This window comes from Cellulophaga sp., assembly GCF_039943695.1.
Taxonomy (GTDB): domain Bacteria; phylum Bacteroidota; class Bacteroidia; order Flavobacteriales; family Flavobacteriaceae; genus Cellulophaga.
Genome location: NZ_JBDVAA010000014.1, coordinates 51577 through 72510 on the forward strand (window position 1 = coordinate 51577; position 20934 = coordinate 72510).

Consider the following 20934-nt stretch of genomic DNA (forward strand, 5'->3'; position numbering starts at 1 on the left):
GAAAACCTAAAAAAACAAGCGCAAAAGTAGTAATTTTATTTTCTTAAAAATAGTAATGTATGTCTTTAAAGCTTCCGCCAGTAGTAGTGGTTTTTGTGTTTGGATTGGTAATGTATGTTTTAGCTAGGTTTTTACCTTTTGGAATTTTTGATTTTTTTGGAAGAACAATGCTTTTAAAAGGTTTGTTAGTGGTTATGCTTTTGGTTTTAGCAGCATCAACCTATAAATTTTTAAAAGCCAAAACAACAGTAGATCCTAAAAACCTTAGCAAAACTAGTGCATTGGTAACTACAGGTATTTATAAGTTTACAAGAAACCCAATGTATTTAGCAATGTTGTTATTACTTATTGGTTGGGGTTTATTTTTAAGCAATGCTTTTAATATGTTAATAGCAGCTGGTTTTGTGTCTTATATGAATGCTTACCAAATAAAACCAGAAGAAGAAATGTTAACCCAAAAGTTTGGTAAAGAATATACGAGTTACACTAAAAAAGTGCGTCGTTGGTTTTAATTTTATTATCATATTCTTAATTTAAGGGTGCTTAAAAAACAATTTTTATAGCATATGTGATGATACGCCTTTTTTGCTTTAATTTTATTTTGATTTAACTGCTTAAACACTAATATTTTTTACTTTTACTACTTAAATTTTTTTAAAATGGTAGACCAAGGGAGAAAATATGTTTTTGATTTTGATAGCACTCTAACCAGAGTTGAAGCTTTAGATGTTTTAGCTGAAATTACATTACAAGGTAATGCTAACAAAGATGAAATTATTAAAGAAATACAAGAAATTACCAATCTAGGAATAGATGGCGATATCTCCTTTACAGAATCCTTGGAGAAGCGTATAAAACTTTTAAACGCTCATAAAAGTCATTTAACACAATTGGTAGAAGAGCTTAGAGATAAAATTTCTAAGTCTATAGAAACTAATAAAGAATTTTTTCATAATTATTCTGATGATATTTATGTTATTTCTTGTGGTTTTAAAGAGTTTATAGATCCCATTGTAGAGGAGTACAACATACCAGCAGAAAAAGTGTATGCTAATACTTTTAAGTTTGATGAGGATGGTAATATTGTTGGTTTTGATGAAGCTAATGTATTGGCGTCTCACAACGGAAAAATTGAATGCCTTAAAAATCTACATTTAGAAGGAGAAGTACAAGTAATAGGAGATGGGTATAGTGATTATGTAATGCGTGAAGCTGGTATTGCAGATAAGTTTTTTGCATACACAGAAAATGTGAGCAGAGACAAAGCTACAGATAATGCAGACCACGTTACACCTAATATGGATGAGTTTTTGTTTGTAAACGATTTACCAAGGAAAATATCATACCCGAAAAATAGAATTAAAATATTGTTGTTAGAAAATGTGCATCCGGCAGCATTTCATAATTTATCTGAAGATGGTTTTTCTGTGGAGTTAGTAAAGCACAGTCTACCAGAAGAGGAATTAATAGAAAAATTAAAAGGAGTACACGTTTTAGGTATTCGTTCTAAAACACAAGTAACCAAAAAGGTATTAGAAGCTGCAGATAAGTTATTGGTAGTAGGTGCATTTTGTATAGGTACTACGCAAATAGATTTAGAAAGTGCTAAAAAAAGAGGAGTTGTTGTTTTTAATGCTCCGTATAGTAATACACGTTCTGTTGTAGAGTTGGCTATTGGAGAAATAATTACGTTAATGCGTAATGTATTTCCTAGAAGTCAGGAAATTCACAATGGACAATGGAATAAAACTGCTATAAACTCTAGAGAAGTACGTGGTAAAAAATTAGGAATTGTAGGGTATGGTAATATTGGTAAGCAATTATCTGTTTTAGCAGAAGCTATTGGTATGCGAGTGTATTATTATGATGTTAACGACCAGTTAGCACTTGGTAATGCAATTAAATGTAATACACTAGAAGACTTGTTAAATGTGTCTGATGTTGTTACGTTGCATATAGATGATAACCAAGCTAACAAGAACTTTATTGGTGAACGAGAAATTAAGCAGATGAAGAACGGAGCTATGCTTATAAACTTATCTCGTGGTTTTGTAGTAGATATACAAGCTTTAGTAGCAGCACTAAAAAGCGGAAAAATTGGCGGAGCAGCAGTAGATGTTTATCCAGAAGAGCCACGTAGTAATGGTGAGTTTTTTACAGAGCTGCAAGGGTTAGAAAACGTAATATTAACACCGCACGTTGGTGGTAGTACAGAAGAAGCGCAAAGAGATATTGCAGATTTTGTACCTAATAAAATTATGGAGTATATTAACTCTGGTAATACCGTAGATGCTGTAAATTTCCCTAGTATACGTTTGCCAAGGCAAACAAATGCGCACCGTTTTTTACATATACATAAAAACGTACCAGGTATAATGGCTAAAATAAATAAGGTTTTAGCAGAATACGAAATGAATATAACAGGACAGTATTTATCTACAGACAATGAGGTTGGGTATGTAATTACAGACTTAGATAAAAAGTACAATAAAGAAGTTATTAAAGCTCTAAAAAAGGTAGAAAACACTATTAAATTTAGAGTGCTTTATTAGTATTGTATGTGTTACAAGTAAATAAAAGGACTGTACTTAAAAGTGCAGTCTTTTTTTATTACATCTTATTCTAGAAAATTTTTAACTACAGTTTTTATAAAAAATATGTTCTTTTTTCTTTTTAATTTATAACTAATAATATTTCCTAGTTTTGTTTTTAGTTGCTCTATTTCTTTGTTGCTTAAATCTTTAACAGGAGTGTTATTAATTTCTAATATTTGATCATTTAAAGAGACTTTTGCGGTATTATTTTTATTGTTAAAAGTGGTGCTCACAAATGCCTTTTTACCTCTTTTTATAATTTTAAAGCCATCAGTAATTAATTCAGACGCTACCTTTACTTTATCTCTAGATTGTTCTAGTATTAGCTTGTTCTGGTTACTGTAAATGGTAAAGTGCTTTAGCATTCCGCCTCCTATAAAACCAATAAACTTATTGTTGGGAAAATTGTTTAGTGTTGTATTTGCAATATCTACTAGCACACCATTGTATGTTTTACTCCCAACAAGTACTTTAGTTTTATTAGTTATAAGTGTATTGTTTAAGCCAGAAGAGTGTGCTGTTGGCATAGTTACGTCAACATAACTAAAATTGTCTCTAATACTTTTTTTTAATTCGAGTAAATTATTGTTGGGGTAGTTTAACAGCGTTACATATCTGCCATTTCCTGTATCTACCATAAAGTGGCCAGAAATAACTGTGTCACCAATTGTAACTGTACTGTAAATTTCATAAAAACCGTAAAGGTATAAATTGTCTTTGTTTTTTGATAATGGGATACTATTACTTTGTTCTAAATTCTGCTCTTCATTATTGCTTAATGTTATTCGTTTTTTATGGTAATCAACTTTTACATTAAATTGTCTAAAAAAGTCTAGGTTAATGGTTGCTTTATGAAAAGCATTAAAATCGTACTCGTTAACTAATACACTTCTTATGTTATCTTCTTTTTTTAAATAGCGATTAAATGTATCTCCTAGAGAGACTGATACATCTTTTTTAATTAAATCTATGTTGTTTTTTATGACAAATTGATGATCAATATTAAAACCACTAGAACCTGTGTCGTACATAAAATAACAAGGGTTGTTATTTATTTTACCTTTTATAAATATTCTGTTTTTAGCTAATTTAAAAGGAAGTGTATGTACTATATTTTGAGAAAATAAAGAGGTAGAAAAACTAAATAATAGTATGTAAAGAAGTTTTGTTTTCAATTATTAATACTATTTAGTAGATGCTATTTTATTTATAATTCGGTTAAAATTTATACTGTCTGATGGTCTTGGAGCGTTTTCTAAAATAATTTCATTGTTTTTGTTTAAAATAGAATATCTAGGAATTGTTTCTACTCTTAAATACTTTAGAAGTTTAGGGTATTTATTGTTTAATAATAAATACTGTTCTTTGCCCTCTAGTTTAGACTCTAATGTTTTGGATTTTTGTAACCACTGTTTCTGGTTTTCATCAATAGAAATGTAAATCCAGTTAATAGGTTGTTTTTTAGATAAATTGTTTTTAAAGTTAGAGCTTTTTTTAATTTCAGTAATACAGGGACCGCACCAACTAGCCCAAAAAGCTATAACTTTTATTTTATCTTCACTTTGTTTTAAAATATCTTTTAACTGTATGGTGTCACCTTTAATGGTTAACAATTTTTCGTCTAAAACAATATTAGGAAGTTCTAGATTTAAAAGCTTCATTTTTTCTTGAATAATAGTTAATTCATTTACGTAAGATGTATTTTTTAGTAAAGGCTTATACTCGTTAATAACCTTATTAAGTATATCTACATTAGTTTTGCTGTTTCCAAATCCTTTTTCATAATAATCATAAATAAGTCTGCTTATGGCAAAATGCTTTAATTCTCCGTCTAGGTTTTTTTCTATAAAATCTTTTTCTTTTGCAAAGGTTTTTTCTGAATAATCTAGATAATCATAAGTAACAAAATAGTGCCTAATAAAATCTGTAAGGCTTCTTTTAAAATAATCATTATTGATTAATTCTGGTTTTTTAAAGTCAGTTATGGTAACATTGTTAAAGTATTCTTTTGGATTAAAAATTTCTTCAGATTTTAATTTTTCAGTTTTATTTACTGTAGAAAAAACACTTTCTGTATTGTTAAAATAACTTGCAGAGCACTCCGACTTTATATTTCTAGGAGCCATTAAGTTGTATAAATATTCATATTCTATTTCTTGGCCAACAAGACTTTTAAAGTCGTTAGAAACTACATTGTTTTTTATATAAGATTCATAGAATAGTTTTTTTGCGTTATATACATAAGAGCAACTGTCTTTGTATTGCTTAATGTTATTTTTAAACGTAGGCCACTTTAACTGTAAAGAATCTAAAGAAGTGTAGAAATTATAATGAGAAGCATTTTTACCTGAAAATTGTAACAGCCCTTTTTCAGTAGAAAACTTTATACTATCACCTGGGGAAACTAAAACACGAGTGTTGTAAAAATCATCTCCAAAACTCATTAATTCAATAATTTGTGGTTTATCTATACTATCTAGTTTGTTACTGTAAACAATGTCAGATACCTTTTTGCTTTGGCCTTTATGGTTTGTTCCGTATAGGTAAGAGTAATTTAGTATGTTAAAATACTCTAGAGCTTTTTTATCCTTAGATGTTCCGCTAATAACAATAGGCTTATAAGTTTTGGTAGTACTTGTCTGTTTAGTGTTAACGGAGGTGGTTATTTTGTTTTTTTTGCAGGCAAACAATAAACTAAATAGTAGAAACAGTGTTGTGATGTATAATAGTTTATTTTGCTTCATATAAAAAAACTAATTTCTTAGTTCTAAAGTATAACTTAATATCACTTAAATAAGAATAATACTGTTAAAAATTAGTTAAAGCTATTTTTTACCTATGATGATAAGGCTCATTTTTTAAAATAGTAAACCCTCTGTAAATTTGTTCAACCACAAACAAGCGTACCATTTGGTGAGAAAATGTCATTTTAGAAAGACTAATTTTTCCTTTAGCAGTAGTGTAAATTGCATCACTAAAACCGTAAGGACCTCCAATAACAAAAACCAATTGTTTAATGCCGGCATTCATTTTCTTTTGTAAGTAATCAGAAAAATCTACAGAAGTAAATTGTTTTCCGTTTTCATCTAAAAGTATAAGCACGTCTGTAGAACTCAACTTTTTTAAAATAAGCTCGCCTTCCTTTTCTTTTTGTTGTGCTTCAGACAGGTTTTTTACATTTTTTATATCTGGTATAATGTCTAAATTAAATTTAATGTAGTGTCCTAATCGCTTTTCATATTCAGCAATTAAAGCTTGTAAATTTTTATTATCGGTTTTGCCAATGGCTAGTAGCTTAATAGTCATACCACAAATATAGTGTCAATTTTTAAAAATTATTAGATAACAACTGCATTATGTAGATAATCAAAAAAACAGTTAAAGTTTAATAAAACAATTTAGTAAATTAGCACAAAACAAAAACAAATTAATGATTTCAGAAGAGCAGTTTCAGAAAGAAATAGACCTAATTATAAGCAATGCAATACGCGAAGATGTTGGTGATGGTGACCATAGTTCTTTGGCTTGTATACCTGCAACAGCAACTGGTAAAGCAAAATTATTGGTTAAAGACAATGGTATTATTGCAGGTGTAGAATTTGCTAAACAAGTTTTTGCCTATGTAGATAAAAATTTACAAGTAGAAACACTTATTAATGATGGTGAAACTGTAAAACACGGAGATATTGTTTTTTACGTAACTGGTAGCTCACAAAGTATTTTAAAAGCAGAACGCTTAGTGTTAAACGCTATGCAGCGTATGAGTGCTATTGCTACTAAAACAAACTTTTTTGTAAAATTATTAGAAGGTACAAGTACTAAGATATTAGATACACGTAAAACTACACCAGGTTTACGTGCAGCAGAAAAATGGGCTGTAAAAATAGGAGGCGGAGAAAACCACAGATTTGCTTTGTATGATATGATTATGCTAAAAGATAACCATATAGATTTTGCAGGAGGTGTAACCAAAGCCATAGAAAAAACTAAAGAATACTTAAAAGAAACAGGCAGAGACTTAAAAATTATAGTTGAAGCTAGAGACCTAGATGAAATTAAAGAAATTTTAAAGACAGACGGTGTGTACCGTATTCTTATAGATAACTTTAATTATGAAGATACAAGAACTGCTGTTGCTTTAATAGGAGATAAATGTTTAACAGAATCTAGTGGTGGTATTAATGAAGATACTATTAGGGAATATGCAGAATGTGGTGTAAATTATATTTCTTCTGGTGCACTTACGCACTCTGTTTATAATATGGATTTAAGTCTTAAAGCAGTTTAATGTCGGCAGAAATAGAAGCAAAATTAGCAAAAATACCAGTAATAAACTGGATTGTATCACTCTTAAAAAAAGTGACATTACCGGCTTTTGCAGGTTTGTCTTTGTATGATTTAATAGAGCTTTATCTAAACGGAATACTAAAAGGAACCTTGTCTACAAGAGCCAGTGCTATTGCATTTAGTTTATTTATGGCTTTGTTTCCGTTATTAATTTTTTTGGTAACACTAATTCCTTTTTTAATACCTTATGTAGATTCTGGTAATCCAGATACCAATTTAAATACAGAGTTTATTGCGTATTTAGAGTATGTGCTACCCAATGCTATAAACGACTATTTTTTTGATCAGATTTATGATGAAATAATGAGTCAAAAACGTGGGGGCTTGCTATCATCTACATTTGTACTGTCTATATTTTTAATAGCAAACGGTGTAAATGCTATTTTTAGTGGGTTTGAGAACTCGTACCACGTAAGTTTAAATCGCCATTTTTTAAGACAATATTTATATGCTTTAATGGTAGGTTTGCTACTATCTATACTAATAATAGTTAGTGCTATTGTTTATATGTATTTTGAGATTTACGTTATAGAAAACATATCAGACACCACACAAGTTTATTTTGGCACAGGTCTTGAAGAAACAGATATATGGACCACCGAAATTGCTAAAGTTGTTTACTTTACATTTTTGTCTTATTTGTCTATTTCTATACTCTACTATTTTGGTACTGCAGAAGGTAAAAAGACAAAGTTTTTCTCATCGGGTTCACTAATGACAACAATTTTATTTGTGCTAACCTCTTACTTATTTGGAGTTTACGTGGATAAGTTTGCAAGATATAATGAATTGTATGGAGCATTAGGAGGATTATTAATTTTGATGGTTTATATTTGGTTAAATGCTAACATCCTTTTATTAGGGTTTGAGCTAAATGCAACAAAGAACTCATTAAAGAAAAAAATTATACAAAATGAAGAAGAATAAAACACTATTTACCATTGCAATCTTATTTTTTGTAGCTCACATTAGTGTAGCTCAATCTGTTTTTGGAAAGTGGAAAACCATTGATGATAGAAACGGAAAAGAAAAAGCAGTTATTGACGTTTATGAGAAAAACGGAAAAATGTATGGAAAAATAATTAAAATTGTTGATCCCAAACGTAGAGATGCTGTTTGTGAAAAATGTGAGGGCGATTTAAAAAACGCTCCAGTCTTAGGTTTGCATATAATTAAAAATGCAGAGAAGTCTGATAAAAACGAATACAAAGGAAAATATCTTTTTGATCCAGAACAAGCAATGACTTTTAGATGTAAAATTTGGTTAGATCCAGACGATTCAGACAAACTAAAAGTTCGTGGTTACTTAGCATTTATTTATAGAACTCAAACTTGGATACGTGTTAAGGAGTAACATACTTTATGCAGCATTTTATAAATGTAATATTACCAATTCCCTTAGAAAAACTATTTACATATAGCGTAACAAGGGCAGAAGCCAATTTTTTAAAAGTGGGTATGCGCGTAGCGGTACCCTTTGGTAAATCTAAAATACATACTGCACTAGTTGCAGAAATACATACAACAGCTCCTACTTTATACGACGCTAAAGATATTCATCAAATATTAGATGATGAGCCTATAGTTACAGAACTGCAAATTAAACATTGGTCTTGGGTAGCTAAGTACTATATGTGTTCTATAGGTGAAGTTTTTAGGAGTGCTGTTCCTGGTGCTTTTTTATTAGAGAGTGAAACACTAATATTAAAAAACCCAGAGTCTACCGTAGATGAAAATACATTAACAGATGAAGAGTTTTTAGTGTTTGAGGCATTAGAACGACAGTCTATGTTAAAAGTGCAAGAAATTGCAGCTATAGTAGATAAAAAAAATGTACTTCCTATTTTAAAACGTTTGTTAGATAAAAACGTAATTTTAACCAAAGAAGAAGTTCAGCAACAGTACAAGCCTAAATTGGTAAGGTATGTTAAGTTGGGAGAAAAGTACAATACAGAAGAAGAGTTAAGTGCGTTATTAGATTTACTTTCTAGAGCACCCAAACAAAGCAATGTTATTTTGTCTCTGTTTCAGTTGCAAGGAACAAATCAAAAAAAAATAACGGTAAAAGAGTTAGAAGAGAAGAGTAGGTCATCAGCATCTATCATAAAAACACTTATAGATAAAGATATTCTAGAGGAGTTTTATGTACGTACAGATAGGGTTGTTTTTGATCCTACAAAAAAGCCTTCAGTTTTAAAAGAGCTTAACCAATACCAAGCTGAAGCTCTAGAAGCAATTGAAGCTAGTTTTAAAGAAAAAAAAGTAACCTTACTACACGGTGTAACATCTTCTGGTAAAACAGAAGTATATGTAAAACTTATAGCAGATTGTTTAGCAAAGGGGCAACAAGCTTTGTATTTATTGCCAGAAATTGCTTTAACTACACAGTTAATCGCTAGGTTACAAAATTACTTTGGAGAACAAGTAGCTGTTTTTCATTCCAAATATACAGTACATGAAAGAGTTGAGGTTTGGAATAACGTTTTAACTAACAAGTCTAAGGCTCAAATTGTAATAGGAGCTAGGTCATCTCTGTTTTTACCTTTTACAAACTTAGGCTTAATAATTGTAGATGAGGAGCATGAGGCGTCTTTTAAGCAATATGATCCGGCACCAAGATACCACGCCAGAGACAGTGCAATTGTTTTAGCAAATTATAGTAATTGCAATATCCTTTTAGGATCTGCTACACCAAGTATAGAGACTTTTTATAATGTTAAGCAGCAAAAATACGGTTATGCACAAATTACCAGGCGTTTTGGAGATGTATTAATGCCAGAGGTAGAGTTGGTAGATATTAAAGAATTAAGTCGTAAAAAAAGAATGAAAGGTCATTTTTCTGAACGTTTGTTGTTAGGTATAACAGAAGCAGTTGAGGAAGGTGAGCAAGTAATATTATTTCAAAACAGAAGAGGTTATGCGCCTATTGTAGAGTGTACAACCTGTGGGCACTCTCCACAATGTCCTAATTGCGATGTTAGCTTAACCTATCACCAATATAAAAAACAAATGCGTTGCCATTATTGTAGTTATCATATGGCTTTGCAAAAAAGTTGTTTGGCTTGTGGTATGGCAACTTTAAACACCAAAGGTTTTGGTACAGAACAAGTAGAGCAAGAACTGCAAGAGTTAATGCCAAACCTTAGAATTGGCCGTATGGATTTAGATACCACTAGAGGTAAACATGCGTATGAGAAAATAATTACTTCTTTTGAAAAACACGAGTTAGATGTTTTGGTTGGTACGCAAATGCTAACCAAAGGTTTAGATTTTGGAAATGTGAGTTTGGTAGGTATCATGAATGCAGATAACCTTTTAAATTTTCCAGATTTTAGAGCGCATGAACGTAGTTACCAGCTTTTAGCACAGGTGTCTGGTAGAGCGGGTAGAGCGCAAAAAAGAGGAAAGGTGTTAATACAAACTTACAATCCGTATCATCAAATATTACAACAAGTATCTACTAACGATTATGAGGCAATGTATACAGATCAAATTAATGAACGTAGATTGTTTAAATATCCTCCATTACATAGAATTTTAAAAATAACATTTAAGCATAGAGATTATGGTAGGGTAGAAGATGCTTCAGCTTGGTTTGCAAAGTCTTTGCGTGTAGCTTTTAAAGATGATGTTTTAGGTCCAGAATTTCCCGCAGTAGCGCGTATTAGGAATCAGTATTTGAAAAATGTGGTTTTAAAAATTAAAAAAGATCAGCCTTTAGGAAAAACAAAGGAGTACATTAGAAAAATTGAAAAATCTTTTGATACAATAGGTCAGTTTAAAGGAGTAAGAGTAATTTACAATGTAGATTATATTTAAATATAGGGCATAAAAAAAGCTGACGTTAGTCAGCTTTTTTTATTTAGTGTATAATTGTTAAACGTTGCTTAGCGCTTCTGCAAGCTCGGTCTTTTTATTTCTACTTAAAGGTATTTGTCTACCATCTACTTCTACGTTTTTGCTATTAAATTTTTCAACTTTTTCTAAGTTTACAATATAAGATTTGTGAATTCTTAAAAACTTATCTTCAGGTAATTGCTTTTCAAAAGATTTCATTGTAGATAAAATTACAATGTTAGCTTCATCTGTAACAAGCTTAATATAGTCACCTAAGGCTTCAATCCATTTAATATCATTTAAAATAACCTTACGTTTTTTAAGATTACTTTTTACAAATATGTGCTCTTCATCTTCTTGTACTCTATGTAATTGCTCATATTTACCAACGGCTCTTTTTACAGAGGCATCAAACCTACTCATTGTAATTGGTTTGTGTAAATAATCTGTTACATCGTAGTCAAAAGCTTTTAATGCATAATCAGGCTTTCCTGTAATAAGGATAACTTGCGGCGGATTTTCTAAAGACTCTAACAAGTCAAATCCGTTTATAATTGGCATCTCTACGTCTAGGAAAATAAGATCAACTTCGTTGTTCTTAAGTCCGTTTTTGGCTTCTATGGCATTGCTGTACTCAGCTACCATGGCTAGGTTGGGATGATTATTTACCAACTTTGCTACGGCCATACGTTGCATAGAGGAATCATCTACAATTATACATCTTAGTTTCATAAATAAGTTGATTTGTGGGGTTAAATCTCGGCTAAAGTACTAAAAATGTCAGATGAATTGCAAGAAAAGATGTGAACATGCACTATTCTGTTGTGTAATTAGCATTAAACGAGTTATGGTTTGCATTTGGGGTTTAGTTGATTTTTTTTGGGGTTTGGTAGATTTTTGGGGTTTAGTTGAAAATTTGGTTTGTTAATAAGTATTTTAAAGTATAACGAAGATTTTTGTGTTTTCTTGTGAGAATAGAAAAAAATAATTACTTTTGCGGACTGTAAAAAAAATTATATAATATGAATCATTACGAAACTGTTTTCATTCTGAATCCCGTTCTATCTGATGTACAGATAGAGGAAACAGTTAAGAAATTTGAAGATTTCTTAATTAAAAAAGGTTCCAAAATGGTTGCCAAAGAAAATTGGGGACTTAAAAAATTGGCCTATCCTATTCAACACAAAAAAAGTGGTTTTTACCATTTGTTTGAATTTACTGCACCTGGCGATGTAATTAATGGCTATGAGCTAGAATTTAGAAGAGATGAACGTGTTATGCGTTTCTTAACTGTAAAGCTAGACAAGCACGCAATTTCTTGGGCAGAGAGAAGAAGAACAAAATTAAAAACTAAAGCTTAAGGATTATGTCAGCTATTGAACAACAAGCAAAAGGAAAAAAAGACGGAGAAATCAGGTATTTAACTCCGTTGAACATTGAGACTAACAAGCAGAAAAAATACTGTAGATTTAAAAAATCAGGTATTAAGTATGTAGATTACAAAGATCCAGATTTCTTAATCAAGTTAGTTAACGAGCAAGGTAAATTACTTCCAAGAAGACTTACTGGAACTTCATTGAAGTATCAAAGAAAAGTGGCTGTTGCTGTAAAAAGAGCACGTCATTTAGCATTAATGCCATATGTTGGCGATTTATTAAAATAAAAAAAGCTAAGCAATGGAACTTATATTAAAACAAGACGTACAGAATTTAGGTTTTAAGGATGACGTAGTAGAAGTAAAAAACGGCTACGGAAGAAACTTTCTTATTCCTAAAGGATTAGCTGCTCTTGCTACACCATCTGCAAAGAAGGTTTTAGCAGAGAACTTAAAGCAAAGAGCTCATAAAGAGAAGAAAATTGTTGATGAAGCTAATAAAACTTCTGAAGCACTTAAACAATTAGAAATTAAAATACCAGCTAAAGTTGGTGTTGGTACTAAATTATTTGGATCTATCTCTAATATAGATTTAGCTGCAGCTATTGAAAAAGCTGGTCAGTCAATTGACAAAAAATTCATTACTATTAAAGGTGGTGCTGTTAAAAGAACTGGGCCTTACAACGCTCAGATTAGATTACATAGAGAGGTTATTATAGAGTTTCCTTTTGAAGTTGTAGCAGAAGCTAAATAAATAGTTAATACAATGTTAATAGAAAAAAGAGTTATGCGCGCATAACTCTTTTTTTTTGTTCTAAATTTAGCCTATCTAAAAATAACTAACTTAGAACAATATGAAAAACTATTTATTTTTTTGCTTATCGTTTTTGCTTGTAAGCTTTGCAGCTAGTGCACAGGTTACAACCTCTAACATTAAAGGTTTAGTTGTAGACGACCAAGCGGCTCCTCTTATGGGAGCAAATGTTATAGCTGTACATACGCCAACAGGTACAAAGTATGGAGGTATAACAAATGATGAGGGTAGGTATAACCTATTAAATATGAGGGTAGGTGGCCCTTATACAATTACTGTGACTTACGTAGGTTTTGAAAGTCAAGCAAAGAATAATGTTTACTTAACTCTAGGTAAAACATTTAACTTCAACGTAACTTTAGCAGAGTCTAGTCAAATGCTAGATGAAATTATTTTGGTTCAAGACCAAAGCGGTACTTTTGGTAGTGGTCGTACTGGTGCAGAAACAAGTGTTGGTAGTAGAGAACTTACTAAATTACCAACAATTTCTAGGTCGGCTTCAGATTTCACAAGACTAGAGCCAACGGCAAGTGGTGATTCTTTTGGAGGTCGTAATGATCAGTTTAATAATTTTTCTTTAGACGGGGCAATTTTTAATAATCCTTTTGGGTTAGATTCTCCTACTCCAGGTGGTCAAACAGGGTCACAACCAATTTCTTTAGATGCAATAGAGCAAATACAAGTAAGTACTGCTCCTTATGATGTTACCTTATCTGGTTTTACTGGAGCTTCAGTAAATGCAGTTACAAAAAGTGGTACAAATGAATTTCATGGTACTGTTTATGGTTTTTTTAGAAACGAAGATTTAACAGGTGGTAAAATTAAGGGTGAAGATGTAATTAAGCCTAAATTAACTCAAAATCAATATGGTGTAAGTATTGGAGGTCCAATTGTTAAAAATAAATTGTTCTTTTTTGCAAATTTTGAAAAAGAAGAAAGAGATGATTTAGGTACTAACGGGTGGATTCCTAATACAGGTTCTGGTAGTATTGGTGAATCTAGAGTTTTAGAGAGCGATTTATTGGCTGTGCAATCTGCTTTAGCTGGTATTGGTTATAATACAGGTCGTTATCAAGATTTTACCTATGGTGGGGAGTCTACTAAAGGTATTTTTAAATTAGATTGGAATATTAATGACAATAACAGGTTAGCTGTTATTTACAATTTTTTAAATTCGTCTAAGGAAAAACCTGCTCACCCAACAGCTATTAGACAAAGAGGTCCAAACTTTACAACTTTACAGTTTGAGAATTCTGGATATGAAATCAACAATAACTTAAAATCTTTTCAGATAGAATTAAATTCTACTTTGTCTGAAACTATGACAAATAAATTGCAAGTAGGTTATTCTCATTTTGATGATTTTAGAGATGCTTTATCTTCTCCAATTCCAGCAATGACTATTCAGGATGGTAATGGGTCTAATTATATTGTGGTAGGTCACGAGCCTTTTTCAATTAACAATACATTAGATCAAAAGGTTTTTCAATTTTCAAACAACACAAATATCTTTAAAGGAGATCATACCTATACTATAGGTTTTTCTTTTGAGAAATTCGATTTTAAAAACTCATTTAACCTTGGAGCATATGGTTATGGTGATGCCAGAGGTTATGCGGGTGCTTTTGGTGCATTTGGTAGTTTAGCAGATTTTCAATTAGCAATAGATAACGGTTTAATTTCTGATGCTATTACAAATGCTGAAGGTATAAATACAGCAAACAATGCTAATGATACTTGGAGTTTGGCAGAAACTAGTGTTGGTCAAATGGCATTTTATGTGCAAGATGAGTGGAATGCTACTGAGAATTTTAAATTAACTTACGGAGTTCGTTTTGATAAGCCTTTGTTTTTTGATACTGCAGACAAAATACGAGAAAACATTGCAAGAAAAGGTACGTATGTGCCTAGTATACCTTATTACAATCCAGAGACAGGAGAAGAGGTGTTTATAGATTCTGAAGAATTGCCAAGTAACCAATGGTTAATTTCTCCTAGAATTGGTTTTAATTGGGATGCAAAAGGAGATAATTCTTTACAAGTACGTGGTGGTACTGGTTTATTTACTGGTAGATTGCCATTTGTATGGTTAGGTAATCAAGTGCAGGGTGTAGATGTGTTTTATTACCAAACGGTAGATCCAGATTTTAAATTTCCACAAGTGTGGAGAACTAATTTAGGTTTAGATAAAAAGTTTGAAAACGGTATTATTGGAACTTTAGATGTTTCTTATACTAAAGATTTAAATGCTGCTCACGTTCAAAACTGGGGATTAAGAGAGCCAACAGGTACATTAGTAGGTCCTGGTGGAGATAGACCTGTTTATTTATCTGGTGATACAGGTAATAATGCTTATGTGTTTACAAATTCTGATAAAGGTAGAGTGTTTAATGTTTCTTTAAAAGGACAAAAAACATTTGATAATGGTTTGTATGCAATGGCTGCTTATAGTTATTTAAATGCGCAAGATGTAAACTCTATTGAAGCAGAAATTACTGGTGATGCTTTTGAATTTAATCCTAATGCAGGTAATGCTAATTCAGATGTATTAAGTCATTCTAAATATGGAGATACACACCGTTTTATTGGTGTTCTTTCTAAGAATTTTGAGTACGGACAAGGAAAATGGAACACAACAATTTCTACATTTTTTGAGTATGCTAAAGGAGCAAGGTATAATTATACGTATGCAGGTGATATAAATGGTGATGGTTCTGGTCAAAATAACGATTTATTATATGTACCTACTTCATCAGAGATTAGTCAAATGCAATTTTCAGGAGCAGGACAAGCAGAAGCTTTTGAAGCGTATATTCAGCAAGATGATTATTTAAAAGATAATAGAGGTGAATTTATGGAGCGTTACGGAGCACTAGCGCCATGGAGAGGTCGTTGGGATCTTAAATTTTTACAAGATTATAAGTTTGCTAATAACAATAAAATACAATTTAGTATAGATGTGCTTAACGTTGGTAACTTAATTAATTCAGATTGGGGTATTGTACGTCAGCCTAATAACATTAGTCCGGTTGGTGTTAGTTTTCCAGATGCTAACCCAGACCCAGAGGTATATGAAGCAGACCGTACACAAGAGCCAACATATACTTTTGATCCTAGTTTAACTAAGACAAATGGGTATGATGCTAGTTTATTGTCTAGATGGCAAGCGCAATTTGGTTTACGTTTTATCTTCTAAGAAAATAAAATAATTTTAATTATTAAAAGGCTATGCTTATGCATAGCCTTTTTTTATTTTTGCAAAATGAAATATGCAAGACTAACAAAACAACAACTAGAAGAATTACAACCTGAGTTTGTAAACTTTTTAGCATCACAAACAATAACTGCTGAAGAGTGGGATACTTTAAAAAAAGAAAAACCACAAGTAGCAGAAGAAGAGTTGGATGTTTTTAGTGATTTAATTTGGGAAGGTGTATTAACTAAAGTACAATATTTAGAAAATGTATCTGCACAGCAAATGCATTTGTTTCATTTAGAGGAAAAAGAAATGAAACTGCTTTCTGTTAAGGTTATGAATCCAGATGTAGACTTAACTACAGAATTAGGTTTTAGTTGGTTTAAGAAAAATTGGCAGTCAGACTTTGTAGAGTATTTAACAGCTTCTAAAATTTATACAGAAGATAAAAATTTAGATAAGTTTAATTTAATTAAGCAAGGAGCTGTAATTACCAAAGGAGATTTATATAAATGGTTTGATAATATTATTAGCTAATCTAAGCTAAATCAACTATCAATAAAACAATATTAATAGCTTTTTAATAGAGCATCAAGAGTGGTTATCATTCTACATATTTAAAATTTATGGCACAAAAACCATCAATACCAAAAGGAACAAGAGATTTTTCTCCATCAGAAGTAGCAAAAAGAAATTATATTTTTGATATCGTAAAAAAGCATTTTCAGACTTTTGGTTTTCAGCCTATAGAAACACCTTCTTTTGAAAACTCACAGACCTTAATGGGTAAGTATGGTGATGAAGGAGATAGACTTATTTTTAAGATTTTAAACTCGGGAGATTACTTAAGTAAGGTTAATGATGAAACTTATACAGAGAAGAGTTCAACTTCTCTAACAGCTAAAATATCAGAAAAAGCATTGCGTTATGACCTTACCGTACCTTTTGCACGTTACGTAGTAATGCATCAGAATGAAATTGATTTTCCTTTTAAAAGATATCAAATTCAGCCTGTTTGGAGAGCAGACAGACCACAAAAAGGTAGGTTTAGAGAATTTTTTCAGTGCGATGCGGATGTTGTGGGTTCAGATTCTTTATTACAAGAAATAGAGTTGGTACAATTGTATGATGCTGTTTTTACAGATTTAAAGCTTACAGGAACAACAATTAAATTAAACAACCGTAAAATACTTGCTGGTATAGCAGAAGTTATAGGAGCAAAAGAACGCTTAATAGATTTTACTGTTGCTTTAGATAAGTTAGATAAGATAGGTGTAGACGGTATTACTAAAGAAATGCTAGGAAAAGGTATTTCTGAAGAAGCAATACAAAAAGCAACACCTTTATTTTCTTTATCTGGCACAAATAAAGAACAATTGCAAGTTTTAGCAGAGTTGCTTAAAGATTCTGAAGAAGGTAAAAAAGGAGTAGAGGAGCTTACTTTTATTATTGATGCAGTTGAAAAATTAGGTTTGCAATCTGCGAATCTTACCATAGATGTTACTTTGGCACGTGGATTAAATTATTATACAGGCGCTATTTTTGAAGTGGCTGCCCCAAGCGGAGTAAAAATGGGCTCTATTGGTGGTGGTGGCCGTTATGACGACTTAACGGGAATTTTTGGTTTAAAAGATGTTAGTGGTGTAGGTATTTCTTTTGGTTTAGATAGAATTTACTTGGTACTAGAAGAGTTGGGTCTTTTTCCAGAGGCTATAGATAAGTCGTTGGATGTGCTTTGTGTTAATTTTGGCGATAAAGAAGCTTTTGCGGCTTTAGAGTTAATTACGGAATTACGTAAAAACGGAGTCAAGGCAGATGTGTACCCTTCATCAGTAAAAATGCAAAAACAGATGAAGTATGCTAATAAGCGTAATGTTCCTTATGTTATTATAATAGGAGAACAGGAATTAGCTGATGGTAACTTTGTTGTAAAGAATATGGAAAAAGGAGATCAGCAAACATATAAATTATCTAAAGTGTCTGAGTTTATAGCTGCGCTATAAGAATTACAACAGATTCAAATTTTATAAAAACTGCTATTCAACTTATTTGGGTAGCAGTTTTTTTTAATTCGTTTTTTTATCAGTTTAAAAATTACAAAAGTTTTTCTATCGCTTCTAAAACAGTATTGTAATACGTTATATTATGTGGAACATAAAGTTTCTTTTTCTCAGTATTACTTAATTCTAATTTAAAATCCGAAATAAGTTTAAGTTGTAAATTTTCAACTTCACTATCTTGTTTTGTTAGTGAATTTAAATCTGTTTTTAATTTACATATAAAAGTGTGATGAAATTCACAATCTATCAAATCATCAGAATGTTTCTGGGTAGACTTAAAACAACCTATTTTAAGTAAATCAGTCTTTAAAACAGTAATACCTATTTCTTCTTTAATCTCTCTTAAAGCAGAATCAATAATGTTTTCCCCAGCGCCAATATGTCCTGCTACAGAGATATCCCAAAGTAGAGAAAATATATCTTTGCTTTTGGCACGTTGTTGCAGTAGAATTTCTTTTTTGTTAGTGTAAAACCAAATATGTGTTGTTTGATGAAACCAACCATTTATGTGGGCTTGAGACTTTAAAGCTGTTTTTCCGGTAAAATTACCCTTACTGTCTAAAATATCTATAAGTTCATCCATATGACAAAAGCAAAAAAAAGCCTCTTTTGTTATAAAAGAGGCTTGGTGTTATTAATCAAAGTAACTAAAAGTTTCTCCGTCTTTAATATTTAATAGTGTTTCATAAATTAAACGAATCACGTTTTCAACATCATCTCTATGTACAGTTTCTACAGTTGTGTGCATATAACGTAGTGGTAAAGATATTAGCGCAGATGCAACTCCTCCGTTACTATAAGCAAAAGCATCAGTATCTGTACCGGTAGATCTAGACGCTGCCATACGCTGAAAAGGTATTTTGTTAGCTTCAGCAGTTTCAATAATACGCTCTCTAAGTTTGTTTTGTACCGCTGGAGCATAAGAAATTACAGGTCCAGAACCAATTTCTGTAAAACCTTGTACTTTTTGTTCTATCATTGGAGTAGTGGTGTCATGGCAAACATCAGTAACAATAGCAACATTTGGTTTTATGGTTTGTGTAATCATTTCTGCACCACGCAATCCTATTTCTTCTTGTACAGAGTTGGTAATGTATAAGCCAAAAGGTAATTCTACTTTGTTTTCGTGTAATAAACGAGCAACTTCAGCAATCATAAAACCACCAGCTCTATTATCTATAGCTCTACAAACAAATTTGTTTCCGTTTAAAACTTTAAAAGTGTCAGGGTAAGTAATCACGCAACCAACATGTACACCCATTTTTTCAACTTCTGCCTTGTCCTTAGCGCCTATATCAATACAAATATTGTCTAATTTGGGAGCTTCTTCTTTTCCTTTGTTTCTGGTATGTATGGCTGGCCATCCAAAAACACCTTCAACTATACCATTTTTTGTATGTATGTTAACCCATTTAGATGGTGCTATTTGGTGGTCGCTTCCACCGTTTCTAATAACATATAGTAATCCATTGTCAGAAATGTAATTTACATACCATGAAATTTCATCAGAGTGTCCTTCTATAACAACCTTATATTTTGCATCAGGATTAATAACACCTACAGCAGTACCGTATGTGTCGGTAATAAAAGTATCTACATAAGGTTTTAGGTAGTCCATCCAAATTTTTTGCCCTTCCCACTCGTAACCCGTAGGAGCGGCATTATTTAAATATCGTTCAAAAAAATCTAACGATTTCTCTGTAATAATCTTCTTTGCGCTCATAAACGTATATATTTAGATACAAATTTAATAATATTCACTTTTAATTAATAATATCATTACGTCTTTATCGTTAATTTTACGAACCATATATATTGTATGAAAATAATAAAAGGCATATCATTTATAACGTCGTTGTTGTTTACGCTCTTAAGCACAGCGCAAATAGAGTCTCAAAAAGACTCTGTAGATTTGGAGTTATATAAGATAGAAGGAGATTCTGTTTATGATACATCTATATCTTTAAATGAGGTTTATGTATTTGGACCATTAAAATTTGCTTCCAAAGAAGAGAAATTACGCTATTATATATTAAGAAGAAAAACATTAAAGGTGTATCCTTATGCAAAAATGGCAGCAGAAAAGCTAGTTGTGTTAAATGACAGTCTGCAAAAGTTAAATAAAAAGTCTAAAAAACGAAAGTACACCAGGAAAGTTCACAAAGAAATTGAGGATCAGTTTTCAGAAAGACTAAAAAAATTAACCCGTACAGAAGGTCAAATTCTAATAAAACTAATTAATAGGCAAACGGGAGATACTGCTTTTGGTCTAGTAAAAGAACTCAGAAATGGTTGGAGGGCGTTTTGGTACAATACTTCGGCTAAGTTTTTTAAAATAAGTATAAAGGAAGAATATCATCCAGAAAGTGTACATGAAGACTACTTAATTGAGGATATTTTACAGCGTGCCTTTGCAAAAGGACGACTAAAAGAGCAGCCTACAGTCTTAAATTATGATTATACTTCACTGAGCAACAAGTGGATATCTAAAAAAAAGTAGTTCATATCTCTTGTTTCATTTCAAAAAACATATTATATTTAATGCCCCTTTTAAAGGTGTTGTTGTTTTTTAGCTCGATAATCGCCATTCAATAGTTAAAGTAATAGGGATTAAGAGCAGTTAAAACTCGCGGACAGATATTTTTTAAAAAAGCATCAAAAAAGAATAGGTTTTAAACGTCTGAAAAATAGCGTAGTAAAGCTTGTTTTAA

General features: G+C 31.4%; 19 protein-coding genes. 13 read left to right on the forward strand and 6 right to left on the reverse strand.

The features are described from left to right. Positions 1 to 59: 59 nt before the first annotated feature. Together ABJD66_RS01425 and serA are read left to right on the forward strand one after the other, a co-directional pair. Positions 60 to 512, forward strand: a complete 453-nt coding sequence (locus ABJD66_RS01425; protein ID WP_348127395.1) for an isoprenylcysteine carboxylmethyltransferase family protein — start codon at positions 60 to 62, stop codon at positions 510 to 512. 147 nt (positions 513 to 659) lie between these two features. Continuing rightward, positions 660 to 2552 carry a phosphoglycerate dehydrogenase gene (gene serA / locus ABJD66_RS01430; protein WP_100895329.1) on the forward strand — a complete coding sequence of 631 codons (1893 nt, stop codon included), beginning with the start codon at positions 660 to 662 and terminating at the stop codon, positions 2550 to 2552. Between the two features lie 65 nt (positions 2553 to 2617). On the opposite strand, the gene ABJD66_RS01435 is transcribed toward serA, so the two are convergent. From ABJD66_RS01435 to rlmH, 3 genes are all read right to left on the reverse strand, one after another. Beyond that, complete coding sequence (locus ABJD66_RS01435) at positions 2618 to 3769, reverse strand: hypothetical protein (RefSeq protein WP_348127399.1); 1152 nt, start codon at positions 3767 to 3769, stop codon at positions 2618 to 2620. Positions 3770 to 3778: 9 nt separating this feature from the next. After that, complete coding sequence (locus ABJD66_RS01440; RefSeq protein ID WP_348127401.1) at positions 3779 to 5338, reverse strand: thioredoxin-like domain-containing protein; 1560 nt, start codon at positions 5336 to 5338, stop codon at positions 3779 to 3781. An 88-nt stretch (positions 5339 to 5426) separates the two neighbouring features. Continuing rightward, positions 5427 to 5900 carry a 23S rRNA (pseudouridine(1915)-N(3))-methyltransferase RlmH gene (gene rlmH, locus ABJD66_RS01445; protein WP_303545452.1) on the reverse strand — a complete coding sequence of 158 codons (474 nt, stop codon included), beginning with the start codon at positions 5898 to 5900 and terminating at the stop codon, positions 5427 to 5429. Positions 5901 to 6024: 124 nt separating this feature from the next. Between rlmH and nadC the strand changes: the two genes are divergently transcribed. Genes nadC through priA form a run of 4 tightly spaced genes read left to right on the forward strand, consistent with a single transcriptional unit; the run spans position 6025 to position 10760 of the window. Beyond that, positions 6025 to 6882 (forward strand): carboxylating nicotinate-nucleotide diphosphorylase, encoded by an 858-nt coding sequence (gene nadC, locus ABJD66_RS01450; protein ID WP_100895333.1) that lies wholly within the window; start codon positions 6025 to 6027, stop codon positions 6880 to 6882. Beyond that, entirely contained in the window at positions 6882 to 7868 is a 987-nt protein-coding gene (locus tag ABJD66_RS01455; RefSeq protein ID WP_100895334.1) for a YihY/virulence factor BrkB family protein, read from the forward strand. The genes nadC and ABJD66_RS01455 overlap by 1 nt, the downstream gene beginning before the upstream one ends. After that, a complete protein-coding gene (locus ABJD66_RS01460; protein ID WP_100895335.1) occupies positions 7855 to 8295 on the forward strand; it encodes a DUF2147 domain-containing protein in 441 nt (146 codons plus the stop codon). The genes ABJD66_RS01455 and ABJD66_RS01460 overlap by 14 nt, the downstream gene beginning before the upstream one ends. A gap of 8 nt (positions 8296 to 8303) precedes the next feature. Further along, the gene (gene priA / locus ABJD66_RS01465) at positions 8304 to 10760 is read left to right on the forward strand and encodes a primosomal protein N' (protein WP_348127406.1); all 2457 of its coding nucleotides are present in this window, start codon (positions 8304 to 8306) and stop codon (positions 10758 to 10760) included. A gap of 57 nt (positions 10761 to 10817) precedes the next feature. Here priA and ABJD66_RS01470 read toward each other — a convergent pair whose 3' ends face one another. Further along, positions 10818 to 11510, reverse strand: a complete 693-nt coding sequence (locus ABJD66_RS01470; protein ID WP_100895337.1) for a LytTR family DNA-binding domain-containing protein — start codon at positions 11508 to 11510, stop codon at positions 10818 to 10820. Positions 11511 to 11800: 290 nt separating this feature from the next. On the opposite strand from ABJD66_RS01470, the gene rpsF reads away from it, so the two are divergent. From rpsF to hisS, 6 genes are all read left to right on the forward strand, one after another. Then, entirely contained in the window at positions 11801 to 12139 is a 339-nt protein-coding gene (rpsF, locus tag ABJD66_RS01475) for a 30S ribosomal protein S6 (protein ID WP_013619894.1), read from the forward strand. 2 nt (positions 12140 to 12141) lie between these two features. Beyond that, positions 12142 to 12441, forward strand: coding sequence for a 30S ribosomal protein S18 (gene rpsR, locus ABJD66_RS01480; protein ID WP_170854752.1), 300 nt, complete (start codon positions 12142 to 12144; stop codon positions 12439 to 12441). Positions 12442 to 12454: 13 nt separating this feature from the next. Further along, complete coding sequence (rplI, locus tag ABJD66_RS01485; protein WP_303545463.1) at positions 12455 to 12907, forward strand: 50S ribosomal protein L9; 453 nt, start codon at positions 12455 to 12457, stop codon at positions 12905 to 12907. 100 nt (positions 12908 to 13007) lie between these two features. Continuing rightward, a complete protein-coding gene (locus ABJD66_RS01490; protein WP_348127412.1) occupies positions 13008 to 16163 on the forward strand; it encodes a carboxypeptidase regulatory-like domain-containing protein in 3156 nt (1051 codons plus the stop codon). Between the two features lie 66 nt (positions 16164 to 16229). Beyond that, a complete protein-coding gene (locus ABJD66_RS01495) occupies positions 16230 to 16700 on the forward strand; it encodes a DUF6495 family protein (protein WP_303545466.1) in 471 nt (156 codons plus the stop codon). Positions 16701 to 16789: 89 nt separating this feature from the next. Beyond that, positions 16790 to 18166, forward strand: coding sequence for a histidine--tRNA ligase (hisS, locus tag ABJD66_RS01500; protein ID WP_348127415.1), 1377 nt, complete (start codon positions 16790 to 16792; stop codon positions 18164 to 18166). A gap of 91 nt (positions 18167 to 18257) precedes the next feature. Here the strand turns inward: hisS and ABJD66_RS01505 are convergent, their stop codons facing one another. After that, complete coding sequence (locus ABJD66_RS01505) at positions 18258 to 18806, reverse strand: NUDIX domain-containing protein (RefSeq protein ID WP_348127418.1); 549 nt, start codon at positions 18804 to 18806, stop codon at positions 18258 to 18260. Positions 18807 to 18857: 51 nt separating this feature from the next. After that, the gene (locus tag ABJD66_RS01510) at positions 18858 to 19946 is read right to left on the reverse strand and encodes a M42 family metallopeptidase (RefSeq protein WP_100895343.1); all 1089 of its coding nucleotides are present in this window, start codon (positions 19944 to 19946) and stop codon (positions 18858 to 18860) included. A gap of 96 nt (positions 19947 to 20042) precedes the next feature. Between ABJD66_RS01510 and ABJD66_RS01515 the strand changes: the two genes are divergently transcribed. Further along, positions 20043 to 20723 (forward strand): DUF4294 domain-containing protein, encoded by a 681-nt coding sequence (locus ABJD66_RS01515; protein ID WP_100895344.1) that lies wholly within the window; start codon positions 20043 to 20045, stop codon positions 20721 to 20723. The last annotated feature ends 211 nt before the right edge of the window (positions 20724 to 20934 follow it).